Here is a 25175-nt window from a genome sequence, read left to right on the forward strand (position 1 = left end):
CACCCTCGGTGCCGTCGGCCTCGTCGGCCGTCTCGTCGCCCGCGGCCTGGTCAACCCCTTCCAGGCCCTGGCGTGGAAGGTGCGAAAAGGAGGAACGCGCGCCCTGGCGGGCGTGGGGGACCCGCCAGGACGCGCTTCCTGCCCCGTGTGCGGCGGCGCCAGGACTCCGGCGAGGGATGGAGTCCTAGACCGTGTGATCGCGCACGGAGTTGGTGGGGGAGTGACCCTCTCGCGAGGACTCCGGGTGTTGGTCTGTCTGCGGCGATGCCACCTGCCGTGCCGGCCGGAGCGCGGGCTTGACGCGGACGGGGGCGCTTTCCTCATACCGGATGAGGGACCCGTCTTGGCGTCGGACGCTCGGCTCGGTTACCACGGAAGGCGCGGAGCTGCCGTGCTGAACGCTCTGGCTGATGTGGTGGAACCCATGGCGAGGCAACTCGTAACGCAGTAAACGTGTTGCTTCGCAAGGGCCCCGCCAGGGCACGTACGGCATACCCGCGCGGATCGGCACCACCGGCCCTCACCCCCTCACCGGCCTTTCGATGGATTTGTACCAACGAATGGATGATGAGGCTGAGAGGGCCGTCCGGTCAAGGGGGAGATGGCCTGCTAGAACCAGATCGTCTAAATTGTTGGAACAAAAGGGGTGAAAGTGGCAAGGTCGGTGCTGTATCAGCAGGTGGCTTCGGAACTGAGAAGGGCCATCTACTCCGGCGTACTCGGCCCCGGAGCGCAGCTGCCGACCGAGGCGCAGCTCATGGAAGACCATGGGGTGAGCCGCAACACCGTCCGTCTGGCCCTCGGGGAACTGGTGAATGAAGGGCTCGTCACGCGCACGCCACGGCGCGGCACCATCGTCAGGGACCGCCGCCCGCTGCTCATCTATCCGCAGCGCGAGCTGGAGCCGCAACCCTCAGGAGAGCTGCGCGAGGCCTTCGCCTACGCCGTCACGCAGGAAGGCCGCCAGCCCAGCCAGAACATCGAGGTGCTGACCGTATCCCCGGTCGAGGAGATCGCCAGCAGGCTGGAACTGTCCGACGGAGAGCTCGCCGTGGTCCGGCGTCGCCTGCGGTTCGTGGACGGTCAGCCCTACAACACCAACGACTCCTACTTCCCGCGGGACTTGGTGGCCGACTCGGAGATCGCCCGGCCGGGCGACATCGAGCGCGGCGCCAACCGCGTGCTGGAGGAGCTGGGTCATGCGCAGGTGCGCGTCGTGGACGACATCTGGGCGCGGATGCCCAATCAGGAGGAGGCTGAGCGGCTCCAGCTGGAGCTCGGCACGCCGGTCATGGTCTACGTCCGCGTCGGCTACGACCGTTGTGACGTGCCGGTGCGCGTCGCGGTGTCGGTGCTGCCCGCCGACAAACATCTGATCAGATACGAGCTCGATCGCCGCTGACGGAGCTCGGTTGGGGGTGATCCCGCCGGCCGCGGCACAGCGAGCTTGCGGTCTCGCTGGGCACGGGGAGCCGTAGTGCTCCTCATATAGCGATTTATCCGTATATATCGGGCTAACGGATACCGGGCCTTGAGCCCTGCCCGGGTTTCGCGACCCATCTACTGATCACCGTCCGTATTCGTACGCGCACAAACAGCAACGAAAGGTGAATCATGCGCACGAACACCCTCCTGCACCCGCTCACCCTGCGCCGGGCGGAGCCCGGCGACCTGCGGGGAGTCCTCGCCCTCCTGGCGGACACGGCCGGCTGGCTGCACGCCCGGGGCGTCAAGCAGTGGCCCCGCGAAGGCTTCGGCCCGGACCGTATCATGCCGCTGATCGAGGAGCGAGTGCTGTTCCTGCTCGATGACGAGCTGCGTGCGCTCGACCCCGACGAGCCGGCGACGCCCGTCGCCACCATCGCCCTCGACCGGTACGCCGACCCGGAATTCTGGACCCAGGACGACGATCCCGGCGCCGCCCTGTACGTGCACAAGCTCGCGGTGGCGCGGCCCTGGTCGGGGAGCGGGCTGGGCGACGCGCTGCTCGACTGGGCCGGCGCGACCGCGTACGGGGCCGGGCTGCCCTGGCTGCGGCTGGACTGCGCCAAGCGGAACGAGCGGCTGCAGCGCTACTACCGGCGCCGGGGCTTCCGCCACCTGCGCACGGTCGATCTGCCGCACCGCGCGTCGGGCGCGCTGTTCCAGCGCCGGGCCGCCGACCTGCAGATCACGGCCTTCCGCGACCTCACCATGCCCGAACTGATCGTCGCCTGACCGCGACGACGTAACCGGCGCTTCCCGCCGAGGCCCGACCTCCTGACCCCGGGCCTTCGGCGGGAACTGCCGCCCCCGGGGATGCGCCCATTTGCATCCTCGGCCGGAATTGCCGCCGCTGACCGGGTTGTGCCCATACGCGCCTCCCGGACTGGGCGCCCCTGGTGGAGCGGGGCGCCGGTGGTGTCAGCCGTCATCCGGGCCGCCGACGCCGGGTCTTCTCGTGGTCGGGGCGGGGCTGGTGGTGTTCGTCCGGTGCACGAAGAGGCGCTGGTGGCGCAGGGAAGATCGGTGGAATTCGCACCCAGGCGGGCAAATCCGAGCAGAGCACCCTATAGCCTCGGCTCATGACGGGATCTCTGCTCGAGGTCATCGCGCTCGGCGTGCGGGACGCCGTAGCGGCCGAACGTGGCGGCGCCGACCGCCTGGAGGTCGTCTCCGGCATGGCGGTGGGCGGGCTGACCCCGTCGCCCGAGACGGTCGCGGCCATCGCCGCCGAGTGCCCGCTGCCGCAGATGGTGATGCTCCGCCCGGACGCCGGGTTCGCCGCGCACGGCGACGTGCTGGACCGGCTGCGGCGGGACGCCCGCGAACTGGCGCAGGCGGGCGCGGCCGGGTTCGTCTTCGGGTTCCTGGACGAGACCGGCGGCGTGGACGTGGCGGCCACCGAGGCGCTCATCCACGCCGTGTCCCCGCTGCCCTGGACGTTCCACCGCGCCGTCGACCACGCGACCGACGTGCACGCCGCCTGGCGGGCCGTGCGGCTGCTGCCCAACCTGGCGACGGTGCTCACCTCGGGCTCGCCGCACGGGGTGGAGGACGGGCTGCCGGTGCTCAAGGGCCGCGCCGACGCCGGGGACGCCTCGATCATCCTGGCGGGCGGCGGCCTGCAGCCCCGGCACGTGCCGGACCTGCTGGACTACGGGATCCGTGCCTTCCACGTGGGCTCGTCGGTCCGCCGGAGCTGGACGGACCCGGTGGATCCGCACCTGGTCCGCCGCTGGCGCTCCCTGGTAGAGAGCGATTAGACGGTTGATGCGCAGATGCACGAACTGACGACGATCTCCGCTCAGCATGTCCGGCGCCGGTGGCCGCTGACCGGGCGAGGGCGGGAGGTGGCGGCGATCCTCCGGTCGCTGCTCGCCGAAGGCACGGACGGGGTGCTGCTCGCCGGCGACACCGGAGTGGGGAAGAGCCGGGTCGTCGAGGCCGTGCTCGACCGGTGCGCGGTCAGCTCGTGCCACACCGCGCGGATCGTCTGCACGCCGGCGGACCGGGACCTGCCGCTGGGGGCGGTCCGTCAGCTCGCGCCGGAGCCGGGCGATCCGGCGGACCCCGCCGAGGCCCTGCTGAAGGCCGCGCGGGGCCGTACGGTCGTCATCGCCGTCGACGACGCGAGCTGGCTGGACGAGGCGTCGGCGGCGGTGATCCAGCGGCTGGTGGTGCACGCCGGCGCGCGCGTGCTGATGGCCACGGCGACGGCGCCGGCCGAGGGGCTGCGGCGGTGGGGCCGGTGGTCGCGGACGGACCTCGCCCCGCTCGGCCGGACACGGACGAAGGACCTGGTCGAGGCGGTGCTTGAAGCTCCGGTGGACGGGCTCACGCTGGACCGGCTGTGGCGGGTCACCGGCGGCAACCCGCTCTTCCTGCGGGAGGTGCTCTGCGGCGCGGTGGACGAGGGCGCCCTCGTGCCCCGGGAAGGCGTGGTGACCTGGCGCGACGGTGTCACCGGCGACGCCTACTCCAGCCACACGGCCGCCGCGGCGCTGGACGCGCTCTCGGCCGAGGAACTGGACGCGCTGCGTTACCTGGCCGTCGCCCACTCGGCGCCGCTGGAGGTGATGGAGCGGCTGGTGGCGATGCCGGTGCTCGAACGGCTGGAGGAACACCGGCTCATCCAGTTCGACCAGTCCGGGCGGGTCCCGCTGCTGCGGGTGGCGCATCCGCTGCACGCCCACACCGTCGTCGCCCGTACCGGAGCGTTGCGGATCCACAGGATCCGCAACGACCTCGCCACCGCGATGATGGCCTGCCGGCCGGACGATCGGGTCCGTACGGTGCAATGGCGGCTGGCGGCCCAGCTGGACGTGCCCGACGACAAGGTGCTGGCGGCGGCCGACGAGGCGCTGCGCGATCGGGACGTGGCGGTGGCGGAGCAGTTGTCCCGCCAGGTCGCCGCGCCGGCCGGGGCCTGGCGGCTGGGCCGGGCGCTGGTGGCGCGGGGTGAGTACGCCGAGGCGGAGAAGTGGCTGGCCGAGGCGGCCCGGGAACTGACGGATCCGGCCGCGCGGGCGAATGTGGCGGCGCTGCGGGCGGTCAACCTGTTCTGGGGTTTCCACGAGCCGCGGCGGGCGCTGGAGGTCGTCGCCGAGGCCAAGGCGGCGATACCGGCGGACGACGCCGGAGACCTGCTGGCCGCCGAGGCGCTCGTCCTGGTCTTCGACGGCCGGCCCGAGGCGGCGCACGAGATGGTGGCGCGGCTGCCGGACCGTCCTCCGGACGATCCGGTCCTGGCGGGGGCGATGGCGCCGTTACGGCCCCAGCTGCTGCTCTTCACCGGGCGGCCGGCGCAGGCGATCGCGGAGCTGTCCGCGGCCCGGGGCGGGGTCGCCGGGGCGTGGCCGATGATGCGGGCGATGACGCAGGTCTGTCACGTGCACGCGCTGGTCATGGCCGGTGAGGTGGCGCGGGCGGCCGAGACGGTGCGGCGCTACTACCAGGACGCGGTCGAGCAGGGTTCGCCCGCCGGGGTGGGCCTGGTGGCGCTGGCCGGCGGGATCTGCGCCTACTACCAGGGGCAGCCCGAGCAGGCCGCGACGTGGCTGCGGGAAGCCCGCGCGCTGACCGACAGCCAGCCGAGGTTCCGGTTCCGGGAGAGCGTGCTGGCGATCAGCGCCGGCGTCGCCGCGGAGCTCGGTGACGTCGACGAGGCGCGTGAGCTGCTGGACCGGCTGGGGGAGGCCGGGGCCGTCCAGTCGGTGGCCGACTACGGCGCCTTCGGCGAGGTGTGGGCGCTGGTGATTGCCGGGGACCGCGAGGGCGCCGGGGTGGTCCTGCGGCGCCGGGCGACGGAGGCGCTGGCCGCCGGCAACGTGCTGATGGCCACCGAGTTCCTGCACGTCGACATCCGGCTCAACCCTTCGGCGGCGACGGCCGCCCGGCTCCGGGAGATCGCGGAGAACGCGGACGGGGAGTTGTACGGCCTCCTCGCCGACCACGCCGCCGCGCTGGCGGGCCGGGATCTGCGGGGGATGAACCGGGTCAGCGCCGCTTTCGAGCAGCGCGGGTACCTGGGATTCGCCCTGGAGGCGGCCGCGGCCGGGGCGATGTTCCGAGGCGGACGGGAGGTGAACGCGCTGGCGCGCCGTACCCAGCGGCTGCTCGGCGAGCATCGGGGCGTCTGGCCGGAGTGGCTGCCCCCGCCGAAGTCGGCGCCGGTGCTGACCCGCCGCGAACTGCAGATCTGCGAGCTGGCCGCCCGGGGGATGGAGAACACGGCGATCGCGCGTACGTTGTCGGTGTCGCCCCGCACGGTGGAGAACCACCTGCAGCGGGCGTACGGCAAGCTCGGCATCCACCGCCGCACGGAGCTGGCGGCGGCGCTCGCGGAGGACGGCCTCACACTCCGCTGATCGCCGGGTCCGGCTGGTCCCGCTGTTCGCGCACGAGCTGGGCGTAGCGGCCGTTCCGGGAGACCAGGGCGTCGTGGGTGCCCTGCTCCACGATCGTCCCCCGGTCGAGGACGACGATGAGGTCGGCGTCCCGGATCGTGGAGAGCCGGTGCGCGATCACCACCTGCGTGCAGCCGAGCCCGGCGAGCCGCGTCTGGATCAGCGCCTCGGTGCGGGAGTCCAGGTTCGAGGTCGGCTCGTCGAGCAGGAGCACGCTCGGCTGGTGCACCACGGCGCGGGCCAGCGCGATGCGCTGCCGCTGGCCGCCGGAGACCTGCGAGCCGGCCTCGCCCACCGTGGTGTGCAGGCCCATCGGCATGGCCGCGACGTCCTCGGCGAGCGCGGCCACCCAGACCGCCAGCTGGATCTGCTCGGGGGTGCAGTGTTTGCCCACGGTGATGTTGTCGGCGATCGTGCCCTCGAAGAGGAACGGCTGCTGGGTGACGATGCCCATCTGCCGGCGCAGCCGCCGGCGGTCGAGCAGCTCCAGCGGCACGCTGTCGTAGCCGATGTGCCCGTCGGTGGGTTCGAGCAGGCCGATCAGGAGCCGCCCGAGGGTGGTCTTGCCGGAACCGGACGGCCCGACGATGGCGACCCGCTGCCCCGGCTCGATCAGCAGGGTGATGTCGCGCAGGACCGGGCGGGAGGGGTGGTAGCCGAAGGACGCGCGGCTCACGTCGATGCGGCCGCGCAGGCCGCCGGGCAGCTGCACCCGGCCGGTCGGCGCCGGCGGGGTGTCCATGATGTCGCCCAGGCGCTCCAGGTGCGCCATCGCGGCGTGCAGCTGCTGGACGGTGGTGAGCAGCGACCCCAGCGGGGCCAGCGCGGCACCGGCCAGCGCGGCGAGGGCTAGCAGCTCACCGAGCTGCGCCGGGCTGGGCAACTGGTAGGCGACGATGAGCAGCAGCCCGACGCTCAGGGCGGTCTGCGCGGCGGTGGTGAGCGCCTGGACTCCGGTGAGGAACAGGTCACGGCTCCGGGCGGTCGCGAGTTCGCGGCCGTAGCGGGCCCGCCAGCGGCTGACGGTGGCCTCCTCCGCCCCGCAGGCGATCACGGTCTCCACTCCGCCGAGGCTCTCTACCAGCGTGTTCTGCGTCATCGCCTGGGTGGCCAGCGATTCGTGCACGCGCTGGATGCTCGCCCGGCCGGCCAGCAGCGCGATGAGCGCTTGCAGGGCCGCGACGGCGGCCGCGGCGAGCGCGATCGGCGGGGAGGCGGTCGCGAGCAGGAGGAGGTATCCCAGGCCGGTGAGGCAGTCGATGCCGAACGCGAGGGACCGCTCCGTGAGCAGGTCGCGCAGCGTGGAGGCGGTGGAGAGACGCGTGACCAGGTCGCCGGAGCCGCGCTGGTCGAAGAAGCGGAAGGGCAGGGTGAAGGTGTGCTCGACGAGCCGGCGCATCAGGCGGGCCGCCACGCCGGTCTGCAGGTGGATCAGCATCACCGATCGCAGCCAGTTCACGACGGTGAAGAGCAGCCAGCCCGCGCCCGCCGCCACGGTGAGCGGGAGCAGCAGCTCGTCGAGCCTTCCGCTGGTCGTCCCGTCGACCACCACCCGGGTGACCCCCGCCACCAGCAGCGGGAACAGCTGCACCACGACGGACGCGGCGACCAGGGCGGCGATCAGCCGCCAGTCGCCGAGCACCCCGGTGAGCAGCCGGGCGGCCGTCCGCCAGGTCGGATCGGCGCCGCCGGACAGCTTCCCCTCGGGTTCCCCGGTCAGCACGACGCCGCTGTATCCGGCCTCGAACTCGTCGTGGCTCAGCCGCCGCCGGCCCTGGGCCGGGTCGGCGATCCGCACCTCCGCGGCGCGGATGTCCTCCACGACGACGAAGTGGTTCTCCCCCCAGTGGGCGATGAGCGGGCCCGGCAGCCGGGGCAGGCGGGCCGCCGGCGCGGAGAACGCGCGCAGGTGCAGCCCGAGACGCTTCCCGGCGCCGATCAGCTCGCGGGCGCTGGCGCCGTCCCGGTCCGACGGGAGATGCTCGCGTGCCTCCATGACGGAGGTACGCCGGCCGTGCGCGCTCAGCACCATGGCCAGGCAGGCCGCGCCGCAGTCGGACGCCGAGAGCTGCATGCGCAGTGGTACGCGGCGGCGTGGCCGCAACCCGCGGCTCATAGCCAGTGCCACCGGATCGTCGCCTGGGCCCGCTGCTCGGCGAGCCACTCGGCCAGCGCCGCCTCTCCGGCGCGGGCCAGCACCGCCGGATCCGCCGCGTCGGCGGCTTCCCGTGCCCGCACCCCGCCGAGTATGACCTGCCCCGTCTCGGGCACCGGCCCGGCGACCTCGCCCGCCGCGAGGGAGCGCAGCGGCGCGGGCAGGTCGAGCGCCCAGTGCCGGCCCATGGTGAGCTGGAGGTCGCCGCCGTGCCCGCCGAGGCGGGCGAGCAGGTCGGCCGGGGTGCGCGCCGCCGCGAGGCCGTCCAGGGCCTCGGCGTCGGCCGCCCGCACCCAGACCGCGTCGACCCGGTCGAAGTCCGCCGGGTGGGCCCGCAGGTGGTCTGCCGCGTGCGCCTCGAAGAAGCCGCGCCGGAACCGCTCGATACGGGCGACGAACTCGATGTGGATGGCGAAGGCCTGTTCGGTGAGGCCCACGTCGGCCAGCCATTCCAGGGTGGCCGCCCGGCTGTGCAGGCCGCGGCTGCGGCGGAACACGTCGGCCGCCGCCTCCAGCTCTTCGGCGGTCGCCGCCACGTCCTCGTCGAACACCTGGTCCCACAGGAGGCAGTAGTCGACGAGCTGCCGGTGCAGGGTGGGGTCGCGCCGGTTGAGCGCCCGGATCGTGAACAGCGCCGAGGGCACCGAAAGCGAGCGCTCGTTCACGCTGAGCAGCCGGTTGGCCGCGAAGTGGGTGGAGTACTCGATCGACCACGGCACCCCGTCCTCGGCCTGTCCGGTAAGCGCGACGTTCCCGCCCTCCGGGTGGGCGAGCACCAGGTCGTAGCCGGCCCGCAGGTCGCCCGGCGGGAGGTCGACCACGAGCTCTGCCCGCCGCCGCGGATGGGCGGCCGACCAGTCGGCGACCATCCGCCGGGCCTCGCCGACCTCGTCCCGGTGCCGGGGCAGGCGGCGCAGCAACGCCACCGCACTGGCCAGATCGGCGCCGAACTCGGCGTCCGCACCGGATGCGCCGCCGCGCTCGGCGACCGCTGTCGATGGGATGGTCACGGTGTCGTCTCCTTGGTCGAAGTCACGGGTTCGCCGGCGGTCAGCCAGTCGGTGATCGCGTCGCTGATGGGCAGTCCGGTGAGCGTCTCGATCCAGCCCCACTGGCCGTTCACGTTCACTTCGAGGAAGACGTACTCTCCGTCCTCGCCGCGGATGAGATCGATGGCCCCGAAGTTCAGCCCGAGCGCGGACGTGAAGTCCAGGCAGCGCCGGGCCACCTCGGCGGGAAGATCGACGGCCCGGTACGCGACCCTGTTGTCGTCGTAGCGCCGCCAGTCCTGCGCGGTCAGCCGCGAGGACTGCGAGTCGATCTCGGCGGCGAAGATCCGGTCGCCCACCACCGTCACCCGCAGCTCCGCGGCCTTGGCGACGTTGGGCTGGAGGATCACCGGCGCGTGCTGGATCCGGTGCCGGCCGGCGAGGTGCCGCCGTTGCACCTGGGTGGTGTAGATGAGGTGCTGCTCGCCGTAGACGAAGAAGTCCTTGTACGTGAGCGCCTTGCTGATGAGCTGCCCGCCGGCGTGGTTCCAGGCGGGGATCAGCTCGTCCGGGTCGTTGGTGAAGACGGTCCGGGGCACGGTGAAGCCGAGTTCGGCGGCCTTGGCGAGGTGGACCAGCTTGTTGTCGGCTCCTAGCGCCCGGGTGGGCTTGGCCGGCATCCAGCGCGCCGGCATCAGCTCCCAGAAGCCGTCGCGGAAACGACGGGCGGTCAGTTCGGCGTACGCCCGGTAGTCCTCGTCGGTCACCAGTTCGCCGGCCTGGATCGGGCTGGGGCGGCGATCCCAGACGGCGGTGACCTCGGCCAGGTCGTACGTCCGGCCGTGGTGTTTCAGAATCTGGCGGCAGCCGCCGTCGTCGTCTATCTCGACGGTCAGCCGGCTGTGCGCCGGGTACTGGTCCTCGTCCCACCAGAGCACCGGGATTCCGCGCGCCTCCACCTTGGGGCGTACGAAGTCGACGGTGACGGCGTCGTCGGGACTACTGATGATCAAAAGCATGTGAGCGCTCCAGGGCCACATTCGAAGGGCGTGGCGCGCCCGCCCCCTCGTCGGTGCGCGCCACGCCGGTCGCGTCGGACGCTAGACCCGGAAGCACTCTTCGGGGTTCTTGCTGTACTTCGTGTCTCCGCTGGTCACGGAGCAGACGAAGCCCGTGCCGGGGCGCATCGCGCCGACGACGAGGTCGAGCTGGTCGTCGTCGACGAGTTCGACGACGTCGTCCTCAGGCGCGAGATCACCGATGTGGAGCTTGATCATCTGGGTTTCCTTCCTGACGTGCGGTGCGGCCGGCAACGGGCGGCACCGCTCTGATCGCTCCTCATGCTGGCTTCGCACCCCGGGCGTCCGCCTGAGTAGTGAGTACTCAAACCGGTGTGTCGAGGGTCACATGAAGGGCCGCGCCGGCGTCAGGAACCGGCGACGAGTCGTCTAGCCCAGCGCCAGGCCGGCCCGGCGCAGGGCCGCCTGCAGCGTCTTGATCGTGGCGGGTTCGTCCATGACGCCGTCTCCGGCCGCGCGCCGCTCCTCCCACGCGCGCACCCGCTCCCGGTACGTGTCGTAGCGCGCCAGATGGAAGGCGTAGACGGTGGCGAACCGGCTCACCAGGTGCGACGGGTGCATGTCCCACCCCTGGTAGAACCCGTGCGCCAGGGAGTGCCGGACCAGCGCCGCGTGCCGCCGCCACAGCGTGCGCACGTCGGCGGCCGAGCCGGAGGCGGGGGAGGCGGCCAGAGACCCGTCCGACAGCTCCACCCCGGTGCCCGCGAACGCCGTCTGCATCACGTGCCGGGCGTGGTCGCAGGCCGGATGGTCGAGCCGCTGCTCGTGCGGCGGCAGCCCGAGCGCCGCCGTGTAGTCGAACACCCCGAAGTGCGCCGCCGCCAGCCGCCCGCCCAGCTCCGTGGCGAGCTCGGCGCGGAGGAACGGCAGGGTCTGCGGCGCCTCCACCTGGATCTCGAAGCGCAGCCGGGGAAGCCTCAGCGCCCGCTCCAGCCGCTCCAGGAACGCGGCGAACATCCCCAGATACGGCTCCATCAGCACCTTGGGGAAGGTCACCACGAACCCGTCCGGCAGCTCGCCGAGCCGTTCCACGACCCCGGTGAGGAACCCGTCGAGCGTCCGCACCGACCGCTCCGGGTCGCCGTCGGCGAAGGACTTGACCCGCAGCCCCCACCGGCGCGGCAGCGTGCCCGCCCCGTGCATCGCGGCCACCGCCCCGGCCGCCTGCTCGGCGTGGCCGTCCTCCTCGCCGGGGCGCACCCCGTACCCGTCCTCGAAGTCCACCCGCAGGTCCTCGACCGGTTCGGCGGCGAGCTTGCGCAGGACCAGCTCGTGCACGGCGGCCGCCTCCCCGGCGGCCCCGAACACCTCGGCCAGGTCGGCGGGCGTGCCGAGGTGGGCCTCGGCGAGCGCCAGCGCCTCCTCGCCCCAGACCGTCACCGTCCCGGCCGTGAACCGGTCGGCGGGCACGTACACGGTGTGCACGGGCTGCCAGCCGGGCTCGGCTGCCGGGTAGCGGTCCAGCTGGGCCCGGTAGACCCGCTCGAATCCGGGGACGCCGGACGGGACGGTGGTGCGCATCGGGCTCCTCTCAGGGGCGGCACGCCCGCAGCATCGCCTCCAGGCCGGCCAGCTTGACCCGTTCGCCCCGGCCCAGCGTCTTGGCGAGTTCGGCCTCGGCTGCCTCGATCGCCAGCCATTCCTCGTACGTCACCGGGTCGACCCCGCGCTCGGCGAGCAGCGCGTCGAGCGAGCCGAGCTCGCGCGGCGGCTGCCCGGACAGGTCCTGCAGCAGCGTGCGGACCGTCTCGGCGGCGTCGGACTTGTTCGTGCCGATCACGCCGGTGGGGCCGCGCTTGAGCCAGCCGGCCACGTACTCGCGCTCGCGGACCCGGCCCGCCGTGTTCGGCACCGTCATCGTCTTCTCGGAGAAGGGCACCCCGGGCAGCGGGACGCTCTGGTAGCCCACCGAGCGCAGCACCATGCCGACCGGCAGCGTCTCGTACTCGCCGGTGCCGACCACGCGGCCCTCCGGTGACAGGCGGGTGCGCTCCAGCTTGAGCCCCTCCACCCGCTCGGTGCCGAGGATCTCCACCGGCCGCAGCCAGAACCGCACGTCCAGGCGGCGCGGCCGGCCGGCCGGGGTCCGCTCCGACCAGGAGCGCAGCACGTCGATGTTGCCCTTGATCTGGCGAGGGAAGTCGCCGCCGAGCACGACCGCCTCCTCGGGGCGGACGCACACGTCGGCGTTGGCCAGGTCGCCCAGCTCGCGCAGCTCCTTCAGGGTGAACTTGGCGTGCTCGGGACCGCGGCGGCCGACCATGTGGATGGCCTTGACCTGGCTGTCGGCCAGCCGTTCCAGCACCTCGTGCGGCACGTCGGTGGCCTTCAGCTCCTCGGCGGTCTTGGCCAGGATCCGCACCACGTCGACGGCCACGTTGCCGACGCCGATCACCGCGACCTCGGGGCTGTCGAGGGTGAACCGCGACGGGTCCATGTCGGGGTGCCCGCAGTACCAGTTGACGAAGTCGGTGGCGGCCACGCTGCCCGGCAGGTCCTCGCCGGGAATGCCCAGCCGCCGGTCCACCATCGCGCCGGTGCAGTAGACCACCGCGTCATAGCAGGCCAGCAGATCCTCGACGGTCAGGTGCTCGCCCAGCGTGACCCCGCCGAGGAAGCGGACCTGGGGCAGTTCGAGCACCCTGCGCAGGTAGTTGGCGATCGACTTGATCGACGTGTGGTCGGGCGCGACGCCGTACCTGACCAGCCCGTACGGGGTCGGCAGCCGCTCCAGGACATCCACCTCCACCGGCCCGTCCGACTGCTTGACCAGGGCCTCCGCCGTGTAGATACCGGCAGGGCCGGACCCGATGACCGCCACGCGCAACGTCACGCCGCCTCCTTCATGCCGGCGGGGCTCCCCTGGGGTGCGGCCCGCCGGTGTGATCGATGTATCCCCGATCCCCCGTGAGAACGAACTCGTCCCTCGTGAATACCGTCCGATCATGATGTCTGTCGATATATCCGAACATTACAGTGCGTGATCTCACCAGCGTCTCGCCCCTGTACCCCCTGCCGTCCCCGCCGCCCGGCGGTTCCCGTGCCCGCCGGATATCTCCTCTTGCGCAAACGCGCCCGTCCCGATCACAGTGTTGCTCGTGAGGCGAAAGCAGGCGCTGCGACGGACCAAGGACGGCACGCAGCCGGCCGCGGTGCACTACGAGGCGTTCGGCCGGGTGATGGCCGCGCTGGCCACCGAGGCCGACTTCATCGAGGCCTGCCGCGACCTGACCTGGTGGCGCGGCGCCGGCCCTAGCTGGCACGTCGAGTGGCGCGACGGCCCGTTCGCCGCCGAGGCGGCGGCGCTGCTCGCCGACCGCATGCCCGGCCTGGTCACGCCGGGCGAGAGCGGCGACTCCTGCGCCGTGCTCGACGTCATGGGCGTACGGTTCGAGCTCCGTGCCATCGATCCTATGGGCCGGGTACGGGTGCGTGCCCGGCCGGATTTCTGGCGACTGGCCGAGGCGCTCGACACCACCCGCCCCACCAACACCCGTCATCCCTGGGAAGAACTTCTCGGCGGTTGAGAGGCTTACCTCCGGTTAACGGAGTTTTGCCCTTTTTGTACGGTCACCTAATGTGAATGTGGTCGTCCCATGGCATCCGCCCGGGAAGGGGTGATCGGGGAATAGGGATGAGAGCGAGCACCATAGACTTCGACTACTTCGCGGAATTCGACCGCCGGCAGCGCGCGATCGAGCTGCACCTCGTCGCCGCCTTCTCGGCCGGTCTGGCCGTCGGCCTCATCGGCATGCTCACCGCCGGGCGGGTCCCCGGCTGGGTGAGCCAGATCTACGACCCGTACATCTATCTCGCCCTGGTGGTCGCCGTCGGCGCCTCCGCCGCCGGCTTCGGCTGGGCGCTGCTCACCACGTTCCTGGCGGCCGTCTCCACCCTCGTGGCCACGATGGGCGGCGCCGCCCTGCGCGGCAACTTCGACTTCACCCTGTTCGGCGGCACTCCCACCGGGCTCTACTGGACGTTCGCCCTGCTCCTCGGCCTCGGGCTGCTGGCGTACGCGACCCGCAGGGACGACCGCTGGGGCGACCTCGCGGCCGGGGTCATCGGCGCCGCGCTGATGACCGACGTGGTCCAGCGGGCGACCCCCGGATTCATCGCCGAACCGTACTTCTGGCCGCTGCCCGCGCTGCCCGTCGGCATCATGGCGGCGGTGGCCGTGCTCGCGCTGCGGCGCACCGGACCGGCACGGGCGCGCGCCCTCACGATCGCCGCCGTCGCGGCAGGCGTCTTCGCCCTCGCGTTCACGGCGCTTCCCGCTTGATATCCGCGCGCGGACGGCTTCTCGGAATCGATAGCCTGTAACCCTTCACAGCCGGTTTCGAGCAAGGAGTAATCGTGTTGCTGCGCATGTCGTCGTTGTTTCTTCGCACCCTGCGGGACGACCCGGCAGACGCGGAAGTGCCGAGCCACAAGCTCCTCGTTCGCGCCGGCTACGTCCGACGGGTGGCCCCCGGCATCTATTCGTGGCTGCCCCTGGGCAAGATCGTGCTGGAGAACGTCACCCGCGTCGTCCGCGAGGAGATGAACCGGATGGGCGCCCAGGAGGTGCTCTTCCCCGCGCTGCTGCCCCGCGAGTACTACGAGGCCACCGGCCGCTGGACGGAGTACGGCGACACGCTCTTCCGGCTCCACGACCGCAAGGGCGCCGACTATCTGCTCGGGCCCACCCACGAGGAGCTCTTCACCGACATGGTCAAGGGCGAATACTCCTCCTACAAGGACTACCCGGTCACGCTCTACCAGATCCAGACCAAGTACCGCGACGAGGCCCGGCCCCGGGCCGGCATCCTGCGCGGCCGCGAGTTCCTCATGAAGGACTCCTACTCGTTCGACCTCGACGACGACGGCCTCAAGCACTCCTACGAGCAGCACCGCGAGACCTACATCCGCACCTTCGACCGGCTCGGCATCCGCTACAAGATCGTGTTCGCCACGTCGGGCGCGATGGGCGGCTCGGCCTCGGAGGAGTTCCTGGCGCCCACGCCCACCGGCGAAGACACCTTCGTCGCCTGCCACTCGTGCGGCTACGCCGCCAACGCCGAGGCCGTCACCACGCCCGCCCCCGCCGTCCGCCCGACCGAGGGGCAGCCCGAGCTGCGCGTCATGGACACCCCCGACACCCCGACCATCGAGTCGCTGGTCGCGTACGTCAACGAGCACCACGGGATGTCCGTCACCGCCGCCGACACGCTCAAGAACGTCGTCGTCAAGGTCGCCACGCCCGGCTCCGACAAGGTCGAGACCCTGGTCATCGGCGTGCCCGGCGACCGCGAGGTCGACTTCAAGCGCCTGGAGGCCGCCCTGGCGCCCGGCGAGCCCGCCATCTTCGAGGCCGAGGACTTCGCCAAGCACCCCGGCCTGGTCCGCGGCTACATCGGGCCGCAGGTGCTGCGCGAGCTCGGCATCCGCTACCTCGTCGACCCGCGCGTCGTCACCGGCACCTCCTGGGTGACCGGCGCCAACGAGCCGGGCAAGCACGCCGCCAACGTCGTCGCGGGCCGCGACTTCGAGCCCGACGGCACGATCGAGGCCGCCGAGGTGCGCGCCGGCGACCCCTGCCCGCGCTGCGGCTCGGCGCTGTCCATCGACCGCGGCATCGAGATCGGCCACATCTTCCAGCTCGGCCGCAAGTACGCCGACGCCGCCGAGCTCGACGCGCTCGGCCCCGACGGCAAGCCGGTCCGCGTCACCATGGGCTCCTACGGCATCGGCGTCTCCCGCGCGGTGGCGGTCATCGCCGAGCAGATGCACGACGAGCTCGGCCTGGTCTGGCCGCGCGAGATCGCCCCCGCCGACGTCCACATCGTCGGCACCGGCAAGGACCGCCAGGTCGAGGCCGCCCTGGAGCTGGCCGCCGAGCTGGAGTCCCGCGGCCTGCGGGTGCTCGTCGACGACCGGGCCCAGGTCTCGCCCGGCGTCAAGTTCAAGGACGCCGAGCTGCTCGGCATGCCGACGATCGTGGTGGTCGGCCGCGGGCTGGCCCAGGGCGTGATCGAGCTGCGCGACCGGGTGACCGGCGAGAAGCAGGAGATCCCGCTCGCGGAGGCCGCCGACCGGATCGCCGCCGCCTGCGCGTCCTGACATATCCGGCTATGCACCGCCCCGGTTTGACGGGGCGGTGTCAGGCTGAAACTCTCGATCAGTGAAGCCACACGCCGAACTGAGAGACTTCTGGGAACAGCGCCTGCGGTCCGACTGGACCGAGAGCGGCGTCGGCTACAAAGCCCTCGGCAGGGCCTTCAACACCTGGATGTACCGCGTCCGCGCCGAAGGCTTCCGCCGCGAGATCGCCTCCCTGGGGCTCGACCTGGCCAAGGCCCGCGTCCTCGACGTCGGGTCGGGCACCGGCTTCTACGTCCGCCAGTGGCGGGCGCTGGGGGCCGAGTCCGTCACCGGCAGCGACCTCACCGAGGCGGCCGTCGAGCGCCTGCGCGCCCGCTTCCCCCACGACACCTTCCTGCGGCTCGACATCGCCGACCCGGGCGACGCGCTGGAGGAATCCTCCTACGACGTGGCGTCGGCGATGGACATGCTCTTCCACATCACCGACGACACCCGCTACCGCGCCGCCCTGCGCAGCATCGGCCGCGCGGTCAGGCCCGGCGGCGTCTTCGTCCTGTCGGAGAACTTCCTGCACCGGCCCGAGCAGCGCTCCGACTACCAGGTCAACCACCCGCTGCCGTGGATCACCGAGGCCCTCGGCGAGGCCGGGTTCGAGGTGCTGCGCCGCGTCCCCATGCTCGTCCTGATGAACGCCCAGGTCGACGCCAACCCCGTCTGGCGCAAGCTGTGGGGCGGCCTGCTGCGCGCGGTCACGCTGACCGAGGTCACCGGCTGGCTGGCCGGAGCCCTGCTCTATCCGCTCGAACGCCGCCTGGTCCGCGTCCTGCGCGAGAGCCCGACCACCGAGCTCATGATCTGCCGCCGCCGCTGAAGGCCCGCACCCCCATGACGGCGAACCACGCGTGCACCTCGACGATCCCGAGCCGCTGCACCAGCCCGGCCACCCCGGCCTCGGCCCCCTCGGCGGTGGGCTGGAACGTCAGGAGGAAGAGCACGAGCAGCGCCAGCGTCAGCAGGCCGCCCACCGGCAGCCACGCGCCCAGCCGCCGCCACCCCGGCAGCCCGCGGAAGTAGCGCCCCGCCACCGGGAAACCGATCACGGGCGCGCCGATCGCCAGCAGATAGCCCAGCGTGTGCGGCACCATCTCCTCCAGCGTGAACAGGCCGCAGAGGGCCTGGCCCACCCCGCTGAGCCCGAGCAGCACCGCGCAGCGGCGGTGACCGGGCGCGGCGGTGACCCGGAAGACCCCCGCCACACCGGCGGTGAGCATGAGCCCGGTGACGACGAACGCCGCGTTCATGTACGGGCCGGTGACGCCCAGCCCGAGCCCGCTGACGGGCTGGCTGACGGGCGAGTAGCCGGTGAACCGGTGGCCGAACAGCGTGTAGCCGGGGCTGACCAGGCCGAGCACGAGCCAGGACAGCTCGAACAGCACGGGCCCGGCGACCGCCCCGAGCGCCAGCCGTCGGGCGGATAACGAAGACATGACAGAACTCCTCCAACGAAGCGGTGAGCCCCACGGGGAGGAGTCCGTGACAGAACCCCTCCGGTGAAGCGGCGAGCCCCACGGGGAGGAGTCCCGGTTACGCTTGCGGTTGCCGACCTCGCGCGCCGGGTTCCGTTCCCGCGGGATCTGGTACGAGGCCGACCCCGGTCGTGGTGTTCCCGCACCGCGACCGGGGTGCTCCGGCCGGTCAGCCCGGCACACCACCCCCGTCCGGGTTCCAGGCGGCGTGCGCCCGCGCCCATGCGCGGCCCCAGCCGGTCTCCGGGTCGGTGATCCGCCGCACGAACCGCTCGACGAACGCGATTTCGGCCTCCAGCAGCGCGAGCCGGTACTCCTCCTCGACGACGAAGAGCTCCGGCAGGCCCGAGCCCACCGCCTCCTCGATCAGCCCGCTGATCTCCGCGCGCCGCTCCGCGAGCCGGTCCAGCCGCCTGCGCAGCAGCTCCACCACCTGGTCGGGCGGTAGCGCCCCGATCAGCGAGAGCGCGGCCACGAACCCCGGGTACTCGTGCCTCGGCTGCTCGACCAGCTCGCTCAGCCAGTCGCGCAGCTCCCGCCGCCCCTCGTCGGTGAGCCCGTACACGGTGCGCTCCGGCAGCTGCCCCTGACGGCCGGTGCCGACCTCGACGATGAGCCCGGCGCGGGCGAGCTGGCCGACGACCATGTAGAGGGAGCCGTGGTTGTACTTGATGCTGCGGGCGTCCCCGTTCTCGCGCAGGGTCCGGCCCAGCTCGTAGGGGTGCATGGGGCGCCGGCTCAGATACGACAGGACGGCCAGCGCCAGCAGGTTGCCCACTTTCCGCTTTCCGGCCATCCCGCTCTCCTCTAGTCGGTTCCGACTATCCGCCGCCGAGTAGTCGATGTCAACTAGTACGGGGGAACGAAGGGATCACGCCTCGGCCTCGAGGGTGCGGGTCAGCCGCTCGGCGTCACCGTCGGGGAGGGCGCGGGGGCCGGGGCGGGCATGCCGGGAAACGCCGCCACCGTGCTCGGGCGGAACGAGTGGGCGCGCATGACCGCCTCCTGCATGGCCACCGCCGCGTACCGCCGCAGCGCCGGGTCCACCGCCGCCACCAGCTCCAGATAGGACGCGGTGAGCCCGTTCTCCACGTGGGCCGCCAGCCGGGAGGCCGCGGGCCCGGTGGAGGGGACGGACGGCAGCGCGTAGGAGGCGTGCGGCTCGGCCGGCTGCCCGCCCCGGGCCGTGATGAGCCGGCGCAGCTCGTCCCTGCGGTCGCGGTGCGCGTCGAAGGCGCGGGTCAGGCGGGTGCGCAGGGAACCGGTCGTGCGAGCCGCCAGCAGCCCGAACGCGAAGACCGCGGCGTGCTCGGCCGAGAGCGCCTTGCGGAGCTTCGCCACGTCGCCCGGGTCGGCGGCGGCGCGGGCGGCGGGCGCCGCGGGCCGCTTGACGGCGGACCCGGCGTGCAGCGCTTCGCAGGCGCCGATGCTCGCCACCAGCTGGGCCAGGGCGGGGGCCACGCCGGCCAGCTGGGTGGGCCTGCGCGCCGCCGCCCGCCGGTCCAGCGCACGCAGCCGCGCCAGCGTCATCTTCTGGGTGGGCGTGGGGGTGGCGGACACCGGGGCAGAGGCGGAAACAGTGGAGGAGGCCGGCGTCGGCTCGGTGAGCCGCGGGTAGCGCCGCCGCAGCTCGGCCAGGTGCGCCGCGTGCCGGTCGCGGTAGGCGGCGGCCTTGCCACCCCCGGCGGCCGGCGCCGAGTAGAGCGCGACCGTCCGTTCCTTCTCGGCGATGAGGGCGCGGGCCAGCGCCTCCTCGGGGGTGTCGCGTACCGGTTCGGGCTCGGGCGTGCTGCAGCCCGCGAGCACCGCGACGGCGGCCCCGCCCGCCAGCAGGGCTCGCCTGGAGAGGTGAGGCTGGCGCACGAGCAGGACCTTTCACTTTTACCGGATCGCAGACAGCATCGTACGGTCTCGGACCACCGCCCACGGTCAGGCGCGGCCCGGCCGGAGTCGCCGCGGCGAGGGTGCCCGGTGAACGCTCTGCGGGCGCCCACATGCGGATAGGGTGTCAACTGTCGTCGCCGGCCGGACGGGCGGGCGGCGGAGAGCCCGTGGCGAGGTCCGCCCGGCTGTGACTTGACAATAGGGGAGGTCGACATGGGCAGTGCGTCACCCCGCGACCACCTGATGAAGCTCCTGGAGCCCGTGGTCGCCGCGGAGGGCCTCGATCTGGAGGACGTGACGGTCACCAAGGCCGGCAGGCGGCGCCTGCTGCGCGTGATCGTCGACCGCGACGGCGGTGTGAGTCTCGACGACGTGGCCGAGGTGAGCCAGGCCGTCTCGGCGGCCCTCGACGAGGACGACGCGATGGGCGACGCTCCCTACACGCTCGAGGTGTCCTCTCCCGGAGTGGACCGCCCGCTGACCGAGCCGCGCCACTGGAGGCGCGCCGCCAAGCGACTGGTCAAGGCGGAGATGCGAGACGGAAGCGTCATCGAGGGCAGGGTGCTGTCAGCGGACGACGCCGGGGTCGACCTCGACGTCGCCGGCGCCGCCCGCCGCCTCGACTATCAGGACCTGGCCCGCGGGCGGGTGCAGGTGGAGTTCCGCCGCATCGACGGCGACGAGGGCTAAGGGGGAGCCTCGTGGACATCGACATGAGCGTCCTGCGCAGCCTGGAGCGGGAGAAGGACATCTCCCTCGACCTGGTGGTCAAGGCGATCGAGGACGCGCTGCTGATCGCGTACTTCCGCACCGAGGGCGCCGCCGCCAAAGCGCGCGCCGAGCTCGACCAGGCGACCGGCCACGTCACGATCTGGGCGGCGGAGGTCGGCGAGGACGGCGAGGTTGTGCGCGAGTACGACGACACTCCGGGTAACTTCAGCCGGATCGCGGCCACCACCGCCAAGCAGGTGATCCTGCAGCAGCTGCGCGACGCCGAAGACGAGATCAACTTCGGCGAGTACGCCAGCCGCGAGGGCGAGCTGGTCTCCGGCGTGATCCAGCAGGGCAAGGACCCGCGGGTGGTGCTGGTCGACCTGGGCAAGATCGAGGCCGTGCTGCCCGCCCACGAGCAGGTGCCGGGCGAGGAGTACCGCCACGGCGAGCGCATCCGCGCCTACGTGGTGCAGGTGAAGAAGGGCCACAAAGGCCCGTCGGTCACGCTTTCGCGCACCCACCCGGGCCTGGTGAAGAAGCTGTTCGCGCTGGAGGTGCCGGAGATCGCCGACGGCACGGTCGAGATCGCCGCGGTGGCGCGTGAGGCGGGCCACCGCACCAAGATCGCCGTACGGTCGCGCAAGCCGGGAGTCAACGCCAAAGGCGCCTGCATCGGGCCGATGGGGTCCCGCGTGCGCAGCGTGATGACCGAGCTGCACGGCGAGAAGATCGACATCATCGACTGGTCGGACGATCCGGCCGAGTTCGTCGGGAATGCCCTGTCGCCTGCCCGTGTTTCGCATGTTGAGGTTCTCGATCTCGACGGACGGGTGGCGCGGGTCATCGTGCCCGACTATCAGCTGTCGCTGGCCATCGGCAAGGAAGGGCAGAATGCCCGGCTTGCCGCTAGGCTCACAGGCTGGCGGATCGACATCCGTCCCGACACCCAGGCAGAGGATGCCGCCGGTTCCGTAGATGCGTCGACACGGTAATCTGGAATATGGTTGCCACGCGGCCCCACAGCGCACCTGTGTGGGCTGCAGGGTTCGCACGGATAAGTCCGAGCTGCTCCGACTGGTGTTGGTCGAGGGCCAGGTGGTCCCCGACCTGCGCGGACGGCTTCCTGGCCGGGGTGCATCGCTGCATCCGTCCATGAGTTGTCTGGAGCTTGCCGAGCGTCGCCGGGCGTTCCCGCGCGCTTTTCGCGTGCCGGGGCCGGTCGATGTGACGCGGGTGCGGGCACACCTGGGAGGAGAACCATGAACTGTCATGTAGGACGCCGAGTTGATGGGCGGAGTCAGATTGCTATGAGCGCCTGATGAGCACGCGGCGATGAAGACGTCAAGGTAGCGACGGTCCGGACGGCACAGCCAGCCTCCCGGGCCGAGTTAGGGAGTGCAGTGGCGAAGGTCCGGGTATACGAGCTCGCTAAGGAGTTCGGCGTCGAGAGCAAGGTCGTCATGGCCAAGCTCCAGGAGATGGGGGAGTTCGTCCGTTCGGCGTCCTCCACCATCGAGGCGCCGGTGGTCCGCAGGCTCACCGAAGCACTGGGTGCGTCCAAGGGCGCGCCCGCCAGGGGCGGCGGTTCGCCGTCCAACAAGCCGCAGCCGCCGAAGGCTGCTCCCCGGCCGGCGGGAGGCCAGGCCGGAAACGGCGCCCAGCAGGCGCCCGTCCCCTCACCTCCGCGTCCCGGGCCGAAGCCCGGTCCGCGGCCCGGCCCCGCGGGCGGCGCACCCCGCCCGGCGGCGCCGGCTCCGCAGCAGAAGCCCGAGGCCGCCCGCGGCGAGACCTCCGGCGCCCCGCAGGCGCGGTTCGAGACCGGTCAGCGGCCGACGCCCGGCCCGCGTCCCGGTCCCGCGCCCCGTCCCGGCCCCAAGCCGGGTCCTGCGCCGCGCCCCGGTCAGCCCGGTGGCGGCTCCGCCCAGGCTCCGCGCCCCGGTGCGCCGGGTGGCGGTGCGCCCCGCCCGGGTCCCGCGCCCAAGCCGGGCCCGCGCGGCCCGCGTCCGGGCAACAACCCGTTCTCGTCGACCGCGAGCGGCATGGGCCAGGCCCGTCCGCGTCCCGGCGGCCGTCCGGGCGGCGATCGTCCCGGTGGTCCGCCGCGTGACGGCGCGATCCCGCGTCCGCCGCAGAGCCGCGGCGACCGGCCCACTCCGGGCCCGCGTCCGGGTCCGCCCGGTGCGGCCGGCCCGCGTCCGGGTCCCGGCGCCGGCGGCCCGCGTCCCGGCCCCGGTGCGGGCGGTCCGCGTCCCGGTGGTCCGCGCCCGAACCCGATGATGATGCCGCAGGGCCGTCCCACGCCTCCGGGCGGACGTCCCGGCGGTCCCGGTGGTGGCGGCGGCGGCCGTCCGGGCGGCGGTGGTCGTCCCGGCGGTGGCGGCGGGCGTCCCGGCGGCTTCGCCGGCCGTCCCGGTGGCGGCGGCCCGCGTACGGGCGGCGGTCCCGGTGGCTTCGGCGGCCGTCCCGGCGGTGGTGGCCGTGGCCGCGGCGGCACGGCGGGTGCCTTCGGGCGTCCCGGTGGCCGTCCCGCGCGTGGCCGCAAGTCCAAGCGTCAGAGGCGCCAGGAGTTCGACAACATGTCGGCGCCGGCGATCGGCGGTGTGCAGGTCGCCCGCGGCAACGGCGCGACGATCCGCCTGCCGCGCGGTGCGTCGCTGGCCGACTTCGCCGACCGGATCGGGGCCAACCCCGCCTCGCTGGTGCAGATCATGCTGCACCTCGGCGAGATGGTGACGGCCACGCAGTCGGTCAACGAGGAGACGCTGCAGCTGCTCGGCGCCGAGCTGGACTACAACGTCCAGGTCGTCAGCCCCGAGGAGGAGGACCGCGAGCTTCTCGAGGCCTTCGACATCGAGTTCGGCGAGGACGAGGGCGACGACGCCGACCTGGCCGCGCGGCCGCCGGTGGTGACCGTCATGGGCCACGTCGACCACGGTAAGACCAAGCTGCTCGACGCGATCCGCAAGACCAACATCGCCTCGCGCGAGGCCGGTGGCATCACCCAGCACATCGGTGCCTACCAGGTCAAGACCGAGCACGAAGGCGAAGACCGCAAGATCACCTTCATCGACACCCCGGGTCACGAGGCGTTCACCGCCATGCGTGCCCGAGGCGCGAAGTCCACGGACATCGCGGTGCTGGTGGTCGCGGCCGACGACGGCGTGAAGCCGCAGACGATCGAGGCGCTCAACCACGCCCAGGCGGCCGACGTGCCGGTCGTCGTCGCGGTCAACAAGGTCGACAAGGAGAGCGCCGACCCGGCCAAGGTCCGGGGCCAGCTCACCGAGTACGGCCTGGTGGCCGAGGAGTACGGCGGTTCGACGCTGTTCGTCGACATCTCCGCGCTCAAGGGCGAGGGCATCGACGACCTGCTCGAAGCGATCCTGCTGACCGCCGACGCCGAGCTCGACCTGCGGGCCAACCCGACGATGGACGCGCAGGGCATCGCGATCGAGGCCCACCTCGACAAGGGGCGCGGCCCGGTGGCGACGGTCCTGGTCCAGCGCGGCACGCTCCGCGTGGGCGACTCGATCGTCTGCGGCGAGGCCTTCGGCCGCGTCCGGGCGATGCTCGACGACACCGGCGAGCCGGTGGAGGAGGCCACCCCGTCGCGTCCCGTCCTGGTGATGGGCCTGACGGCGGTGCCGAGCGCGGGCGACAACTTCATCGTGGTCAGCGACGACCGGATGGCCCGGCAGATCGCCCAGCAGCGCGCGGCGCGCAAGCGCAGCGCCGACATGGCGAGGTCGAGCCGCCGCCGCACCCTCGAGGAGCTGTTCAGCGACCTCGAGAAGGGCAGGGTGGACGAGCTCAAGCTCATCATCAAGGGCGACGTGTCCGGTTCGGTGGAGGCGCTGGAAGACGCGCTGCTCAAGATCGACGTGGGCGACGAGGTCAGGCTCCGTGTCCTGCACCGCGCCGTCGGTGCGATCACGGAGTACGACGTCAACCTCGCCGTCGCCGACGACAACGCGGTCATCATCGGCTTCAACGTCCGCCCCGAGCCGCGGGCGCGTGACCTGGCCGAGCGCGAGGGCGTCGACATCCGCTACTACTCGGTCATCTACCAGGCGATCGAGGAGATCGAGGCGGCGCTCAAGGGCATGCTCAAGCCCGAGTACGAAGAGGTCCAGATGGGCACGGCGGAGGTCCGCGAGATCTTCAAGGTGCCGAGGATCGGCAACGTCGCCGGTTCGCTGGTCCGCTCGGGCGTGATCACCCGCAACAGCAAGGCCAGGCTGATCCGCGACGGCGTCGTCATCGCGGACAACCTGACCGTGTCGTCGCTGCGCCGGTTCAAGGACGATGCCACCGAGGTCCGCGAGGGCTTCGAGTGCGGCATCGGGGTCGGCTACAACGACATCAAGGTCGACGACGTCATCGAGGCGTTCGAGATGCGGGAGAAGCCGCGGGTCTGACCCGTGGCCGGGCGCTCGGCGGGCCATCCGCCGGGCGCCTTCCGCACGCCGGGCCGGTCCCCGCCGCACCGGCCCGGCGTGCGCTCGACACCAGTGCGAGCGGCGGTTGACAACGATGTATGTGGGTGCCCTGACCCTGGACATCCTGCTCGGCGACGTGCGTTCGCTGAAGCAGAAGCGATCCGTCGTGCGTCCCCTGGTCGCCGAGCTGCAGCGGCGCTTTCCCGGTGTGGCCGTGGCCGAGGTCGGCCATCTCGACCTCCACCGGAGGGCCGAGGTCGGCGTCGCTGTGGTCTCCGCCTCCGCGGGTAACTGCAAAGAGGTGATGGACTCCTGCGAGCGGCTGGTGGCCTTCCGCCCCGAGATCGAGCTCCTGTCAGCCAAGCAGCGGCTTTACAACGACGAAGATTGAACGACAGTGCGACCGCCGGTCGTGCG

22 protein-coding genes are annotated in these 25175 nt (G+C 72.4%); 13 read left to right on the forward strand and 9 right to left on the reverse strand.

What is annotated here, in order from left to right; all coding sequences use genetic code 11:
• Positions 1–652: 652 nt before the first annotated feature.
• The 4 genes from AB0J42_RS26905 to AB0J42_RS26920 all read left to right on the forward strand — a co-directional run bounded on the left by AB0J42_RS26905 (position 653) and on the right by AB0J42_RS26920 (position 5849).
• Complete coding sequence (locus AB0J42_RS26905; RefSeq protein ID WP_364299090.1) at positions 653–1402, forward strand: GntR family transcriptional regulator; 750 nt, start codon at positions 653–655, stop codon at positions 1400–1402.
• Between the two features lie 212 nt (positions 1403–1614).
• Positions 1615–2217, forward strand: coding sequence for a GNAT family N-acetyltransferase (locus AB0J42_RS26910; RefSeq protein ID WP_364299092.1), 603 nt, complete (start codon positions 1615–1617; stop codon positions 2215–2217).
• A 347-nt stretch (positions 2218–2564) separates the two neighbouring features.
• On the forward strand, positions 2565–3245 hold the full coding sequence (locus AB0J42_RS26915) for a copper homeostasis protein CutC (protein WP_364299094.1): 681 nt from the start codon (positions 2565–2567) through the stop codon (positions 3243–3245).
• A gap of 15 nt (positions 3246–3260) precedes the next feature.
• Positions 3261–5849: a LuxR C-terminal-related transcriptional regulator gene (locus tag AB0J42_RS26920; RefSeq protein ID WP_364299096.1), complete on the forward strand. Its 2589-nt coding sequence runs from the start codon at positions 3261–3263 to the stop codon at positions 5847–5849.
• Here the strand turns inward: AB0J42_RS26920 and AB0J42_RS26925 are convergent.
• The 6 genes from AB0J42_RS26925 to AB0J42_RS26950 form a co-directional block, all read right to left on the reverse strand.
• On the reverse strand, positions 5836–7962 hold the full coding sequence (locus AB0J42_RS26925) for a peptidase domain-containing ABC transporter (protein ID WP_364299098.1): 2127 nt from the start codon (positions 7960–7962) through the stop codon (positions 5836–5838). The genes AB0J42_RS26920 and AB0J42_RS26925 overlap by 14 nt on opposite strands.
• Positions 7963–8000: 38 nt before the next feature.
• A complete protein-coding gene (locus AB0J42_RS26930; RefSeq protein WP_364299100.1) occupies positions 8001–9053 on the reverse strand; it encodes a TIGR04500 family putative peptide maturation system protein in 1053 nt (350 codons plus the stop codon).
• Positions 9050–10051, reverse strand: a complete 1002-nt coding sequence (locus tag AB0J42_RS26935) for an MvdC/MvdD family ATP grasp protein (RefSeq protein ID WP_364299102.1) — start codon at positions 10049–10051, stop codon at positions 9050–9052. Before AB0J42_RS26935 ends, AB0J42_RS26930 begins: the two co-directional genes overlap by 4 nt.
• Positions 10052–10132: 81 nt before the next feature.
• Positions 10133–10309 carry a hypothetical protein gene (locus AB0J42_RS26940; protein ID WP_364299104.1) on the reverse strand — a complete coding sequence of 59 codons (177 nt, stop codon included), beginning with the start codon at positions 10307–10309 and terminating at the stop codon, positions 10133–10135.
• A 171-nt stretch (positions 10310–10480) separates the two neighbouring features.
• Positions 10481–11632: an aldolase gene (locus AB0J42_RS26945; RefSeq protein WP_364299105.1), complete on the reverse strand. Its 1152-nt coding sequence runs from the start codon at positions 11630–11632 to the stop codon at positions 10481–10483.
• 10 nt (positions 11633–11642) lie between these two features.
• On the reverse strand, positions 11643–12944 hold the full coding sequence (locus tag AB0J42_RS26950) for an FAD-dependent oxidoreductase (protein ID WP_364299107.1): 1302 nt from the start codon (positions 12942–12944) through the stop codon (positions 11643–11645).
• Between the two features lie 265 nt (positions 12945–13209).
• On the opposite strand from AB0J42_RS26950, the gene AB0J42_RS26955 reads away from it, so the two are divergent.
• From AB0J42_RS26955 to AB0J42_RS26970, 4 genes are all read left to right on the forward strand, one after another.
• Positions 13210–13638, forward strand: a complete 429-nt coding sequence (locus AB0J42_RS26955) for a hypothetical protein (protein WP_364299109.1) — start codon at positions 13210–13212, stop codon at positions 13636–13638.
• Positions 13639–13745: 107 nt separating this feature from the next.
• Positions 13746–14393 (forward strand): hypothetical protein, encoded by a 648-nt coding sequence (locus AB0J42_RS26960; RefSeq protein WP_364299111.1) that lies wholly within the window; start codon positions 13746–13748, stop codon positions 14391–14393.
• Positions 14394–14467: 74 nt separating this feature from the next.
• A complete protein-coding gene (locus AB0J42_RS26965; RefSeq protein WP_364299113.1) occupies positions 14468–16213 on the forward strand; it encodes a proline--tRNA ligase in 1746 nt (581 codons plus the stop codon).
• A 61-nt stretch (positions 16214–16274) separates the two neighbouring features.
• Complete coding sequence (locus AB0J42_RS26970) at positions 16275–17066, forward strand: class I SAM-dependent methyltransferase (RefSeq protein WP_364299115.1); 792 nt, start codon at positions 16275–16277, stop codon at positions 17064–17066.
• On the opposite strand, the gene AB0J42_RS26975 is transcribed toward AB0J42_RS26970, so the two are convergent.
• From AB0J42_RS26975 to AB0J42_RS26985, 3 genes are all read right to left on the reverse strand, one after another.
• Positions 17044–17682: a DUF998 domain-containing protein gene (locus AB0J42_RS26975; RefSeq protein ID WP_364299117.1), complete on the reverse strand. Its 639-nt coding sequence runs from the start codon at positions 17680–17682 to the stop codon at positions 17044–17046. The two genes, AB0J42_RS26970 and AB0J42_RS26975, sit on opposite strands and share 23 nt — an antisense overlap.
• Positions 17683–17890: 208 nt before the next feature.
• Positions 17891–18517 carry a PadR family transcriptional regulator gene (locus AB0J42_RS26980; RefSeq protein WP_364299119.1) on the reverse strand — a complete coding sequence of 209 codons (627 nt, stop codon included), beginning with the start codon at positions 18515–18517 and terminating at the stop codon, positions 17891–17893.
• 101 nt (positions 18518–18618) lie between these two features.
• On the reverse strand, positions 18619–19584 hold the full coding sequence (locus AB0J42_RS26985) for a ferritin-like domain-containing protein (RefSeq protein ID WP_364299121.1): 966 nt from the start codon (positions 19582–19584) through the stop codon (positions 18619–18621).
• A gap of 234 nt (positions 19585–19818) precedes the next feature.
• On the opposite strand from AB0J42_RS26985, the gene rimP reads away from it, so the two are divergent.
• The 5 genes from rimP to AB0J42_RS27010 all read left to right on the forward strand — a co-directional run bounded on the left by rimP (position 19819) and on the right by AB0J42_RS27010 (position 25149).
• Entirely contained in the window at positions 19819–20295 is a 477-nt protein-coding gene (rimP, locus tag AB0J42_RS26990) for a ribosome maturation factor RimP (RefSeq protein WP_364299123.1), read from the forward strand.
• Between the two features lie 23 nt (positions 20296–20318).
• Entirely contained in the window at positions 20319–21311 is a 993-nt protein-coding gene (gene nusA / locus AB0J42_RS26995; RefSeq protein WP_364299191.1) for a transcription termination factor NusA, read from the forward strand.
• A complete protein-coding gene (locus tag AB0J42_RS27000; RefSeq protein WP_364299125.1) occupies positions 21295–21582 on the forward strand; it encodes a YlxR family protein in 288 nt (95 codons plus the stop codon). Before nusA ends, AB0J42_RS27000 begins: the two co-directional genes overlap by 17 nt.
• A 137-nt stretch (positions 21583–21719) precedes the next feature.
• Positions 21720–24737, forward strand: a complete 3018-nt coding sequence (gene infB, locus AB0J42_RS27005; RefSeq protein ID WP_364299127.1) for a translation initiation factor IF-2 — start codon at positions 21720–21722, stop codon at positions 24735–24737.
• Positions 24738–24852: 115 nt separating this feature from the next.
• Positions 24853–25149 carry a DUF503 domain-containing protein gene (locus AB0J42_RS27010; protein ID WP_364299129.1) on the forward strand — a complete coding sequence of 99 codons (297 nt, stop codon included), beginning with the start codon at positions 24853–24855 and terminating at the stop codon, positions 25147–25149.
• The last annotated feature ends 26 nt before the right edge of the window (positions 25150–25175 follow it).

It is taken from the genome of Nonomuraea sp. NPDC049649 (assembly GCF_040675175.1).
GTDB lineage: Bacteria > Actinomycetota > Actinomycetes > Streptosporangiales > Streptosporangiaceae > Nonomuraea.

What these genes read in the sequence shown, in the direction of transcription:
- AB0J42_RS26910 (WP_364299092.1), top strand. Translation starts at nt 1,615, where the DNA reads ATGCGCACGAACACCCTCCTGCACCCGCTCACCCTGCGCCGGGCGGAG.
- AB0J42_RS26915 (WP_364299094.1), top strand. Translation starts at nt 2,565, where the DNA reads ATGACGGGATCTCTGCTCGAGGTCATCGCGCTCGGCGTGCGGGACGCC.
- AB0J42_RS26920 (WP_364299096.1), top strand. Translation starts at nt 3,261, where the DNA reads ATGCACGAACTGACGACGATCTCCGCTCAGCATGTCCGGCGCCGGTGG.
- AB0J42_RS26925 (WP_364299098.1), bottom strand. Translation starts at nt 7,962, where the DNA reads ATGCAGCTCTCGGCGTCCGACTGCGGCGCGGCCTGCCTGGCCATGGTG.
- AB0J42_RS26935 (WP_364299102.1), bottom strand. Translation starts at nt 10,051, where the DNA reads ATGCTTTTGATCATCAGTAGTCCCGACGACGCCGTCACCGTCGACTTC.
- AB0J42_RS26940 (WP_364299104.1), bottom strand. Translation starts at nt 10,309, where the DNA reads ATGATCAAGCTCCACATCGGTGATCTCGCGCCTGAGGACGACGTCGTC.
- AB0J42_RS26945 (WP_364299105.1), bottom strand. Translation starts at nt 11,632, where the DNA reads ATGCGCACCACCGTCCCGTCCGGCGTCCCCGGATTCGAGCGGGTCTAC.
- AB0J42_RS26960 (WP_364299111.1), top strand. Translation starts at nt 13,746, where the DNA reads ATGAGAGCGAGCACCATAGACTTCGACTACTTCGCGGAATTCGACCGC.
- AB0J42_RS26975 (WP_364299117.1), bottom strand. Translation starts at nt 17,682, where the DNA reads ATGTCTTCGTTATCCGCCCGACGGCTGGCGCTCGGGGCGGTCGCCGGG.
- AB0J42_RS26980 (WP_364299119.1), bottom strand. Translation starts at nt 18,517, where the DNA reads ATGGCCGGAAAGCGGAAAGTGGGCAACCTGCTGGCGCTGGCCGTCCTG.
- rimP (WP_364299123.1), top strand. Translation starts at nt 19,819, where the DNA reads ATGGGCAGTGCGTCACCCCGCGACCACCTGATGAAGCTCCTGGAGCCC.
- nusA (WP_364299191.1), top strand. Translation starts at nt 20,319, where the DNA reads ATGAGCGTCCTGCGCAGCCTGGAGCGGGAGAAGGACATCTCCCTCGAC.
- AB0J42_RS27000 (WP_364299125.1), top strand. Translation starts at nt 21,295, where the DNA reads ATGCGTCGACACGGTAATCTGGAATATGGTTGCCACGCGGCCCCACAG.
- AB0J42_RS27010 (WP_364299129.1), top strand. Translation starts at nt 24,853, where the DNA reads ATGTATGTGGGTGCCCTGACCCTGGACATCCTGCTCGGCGACGTGCGT.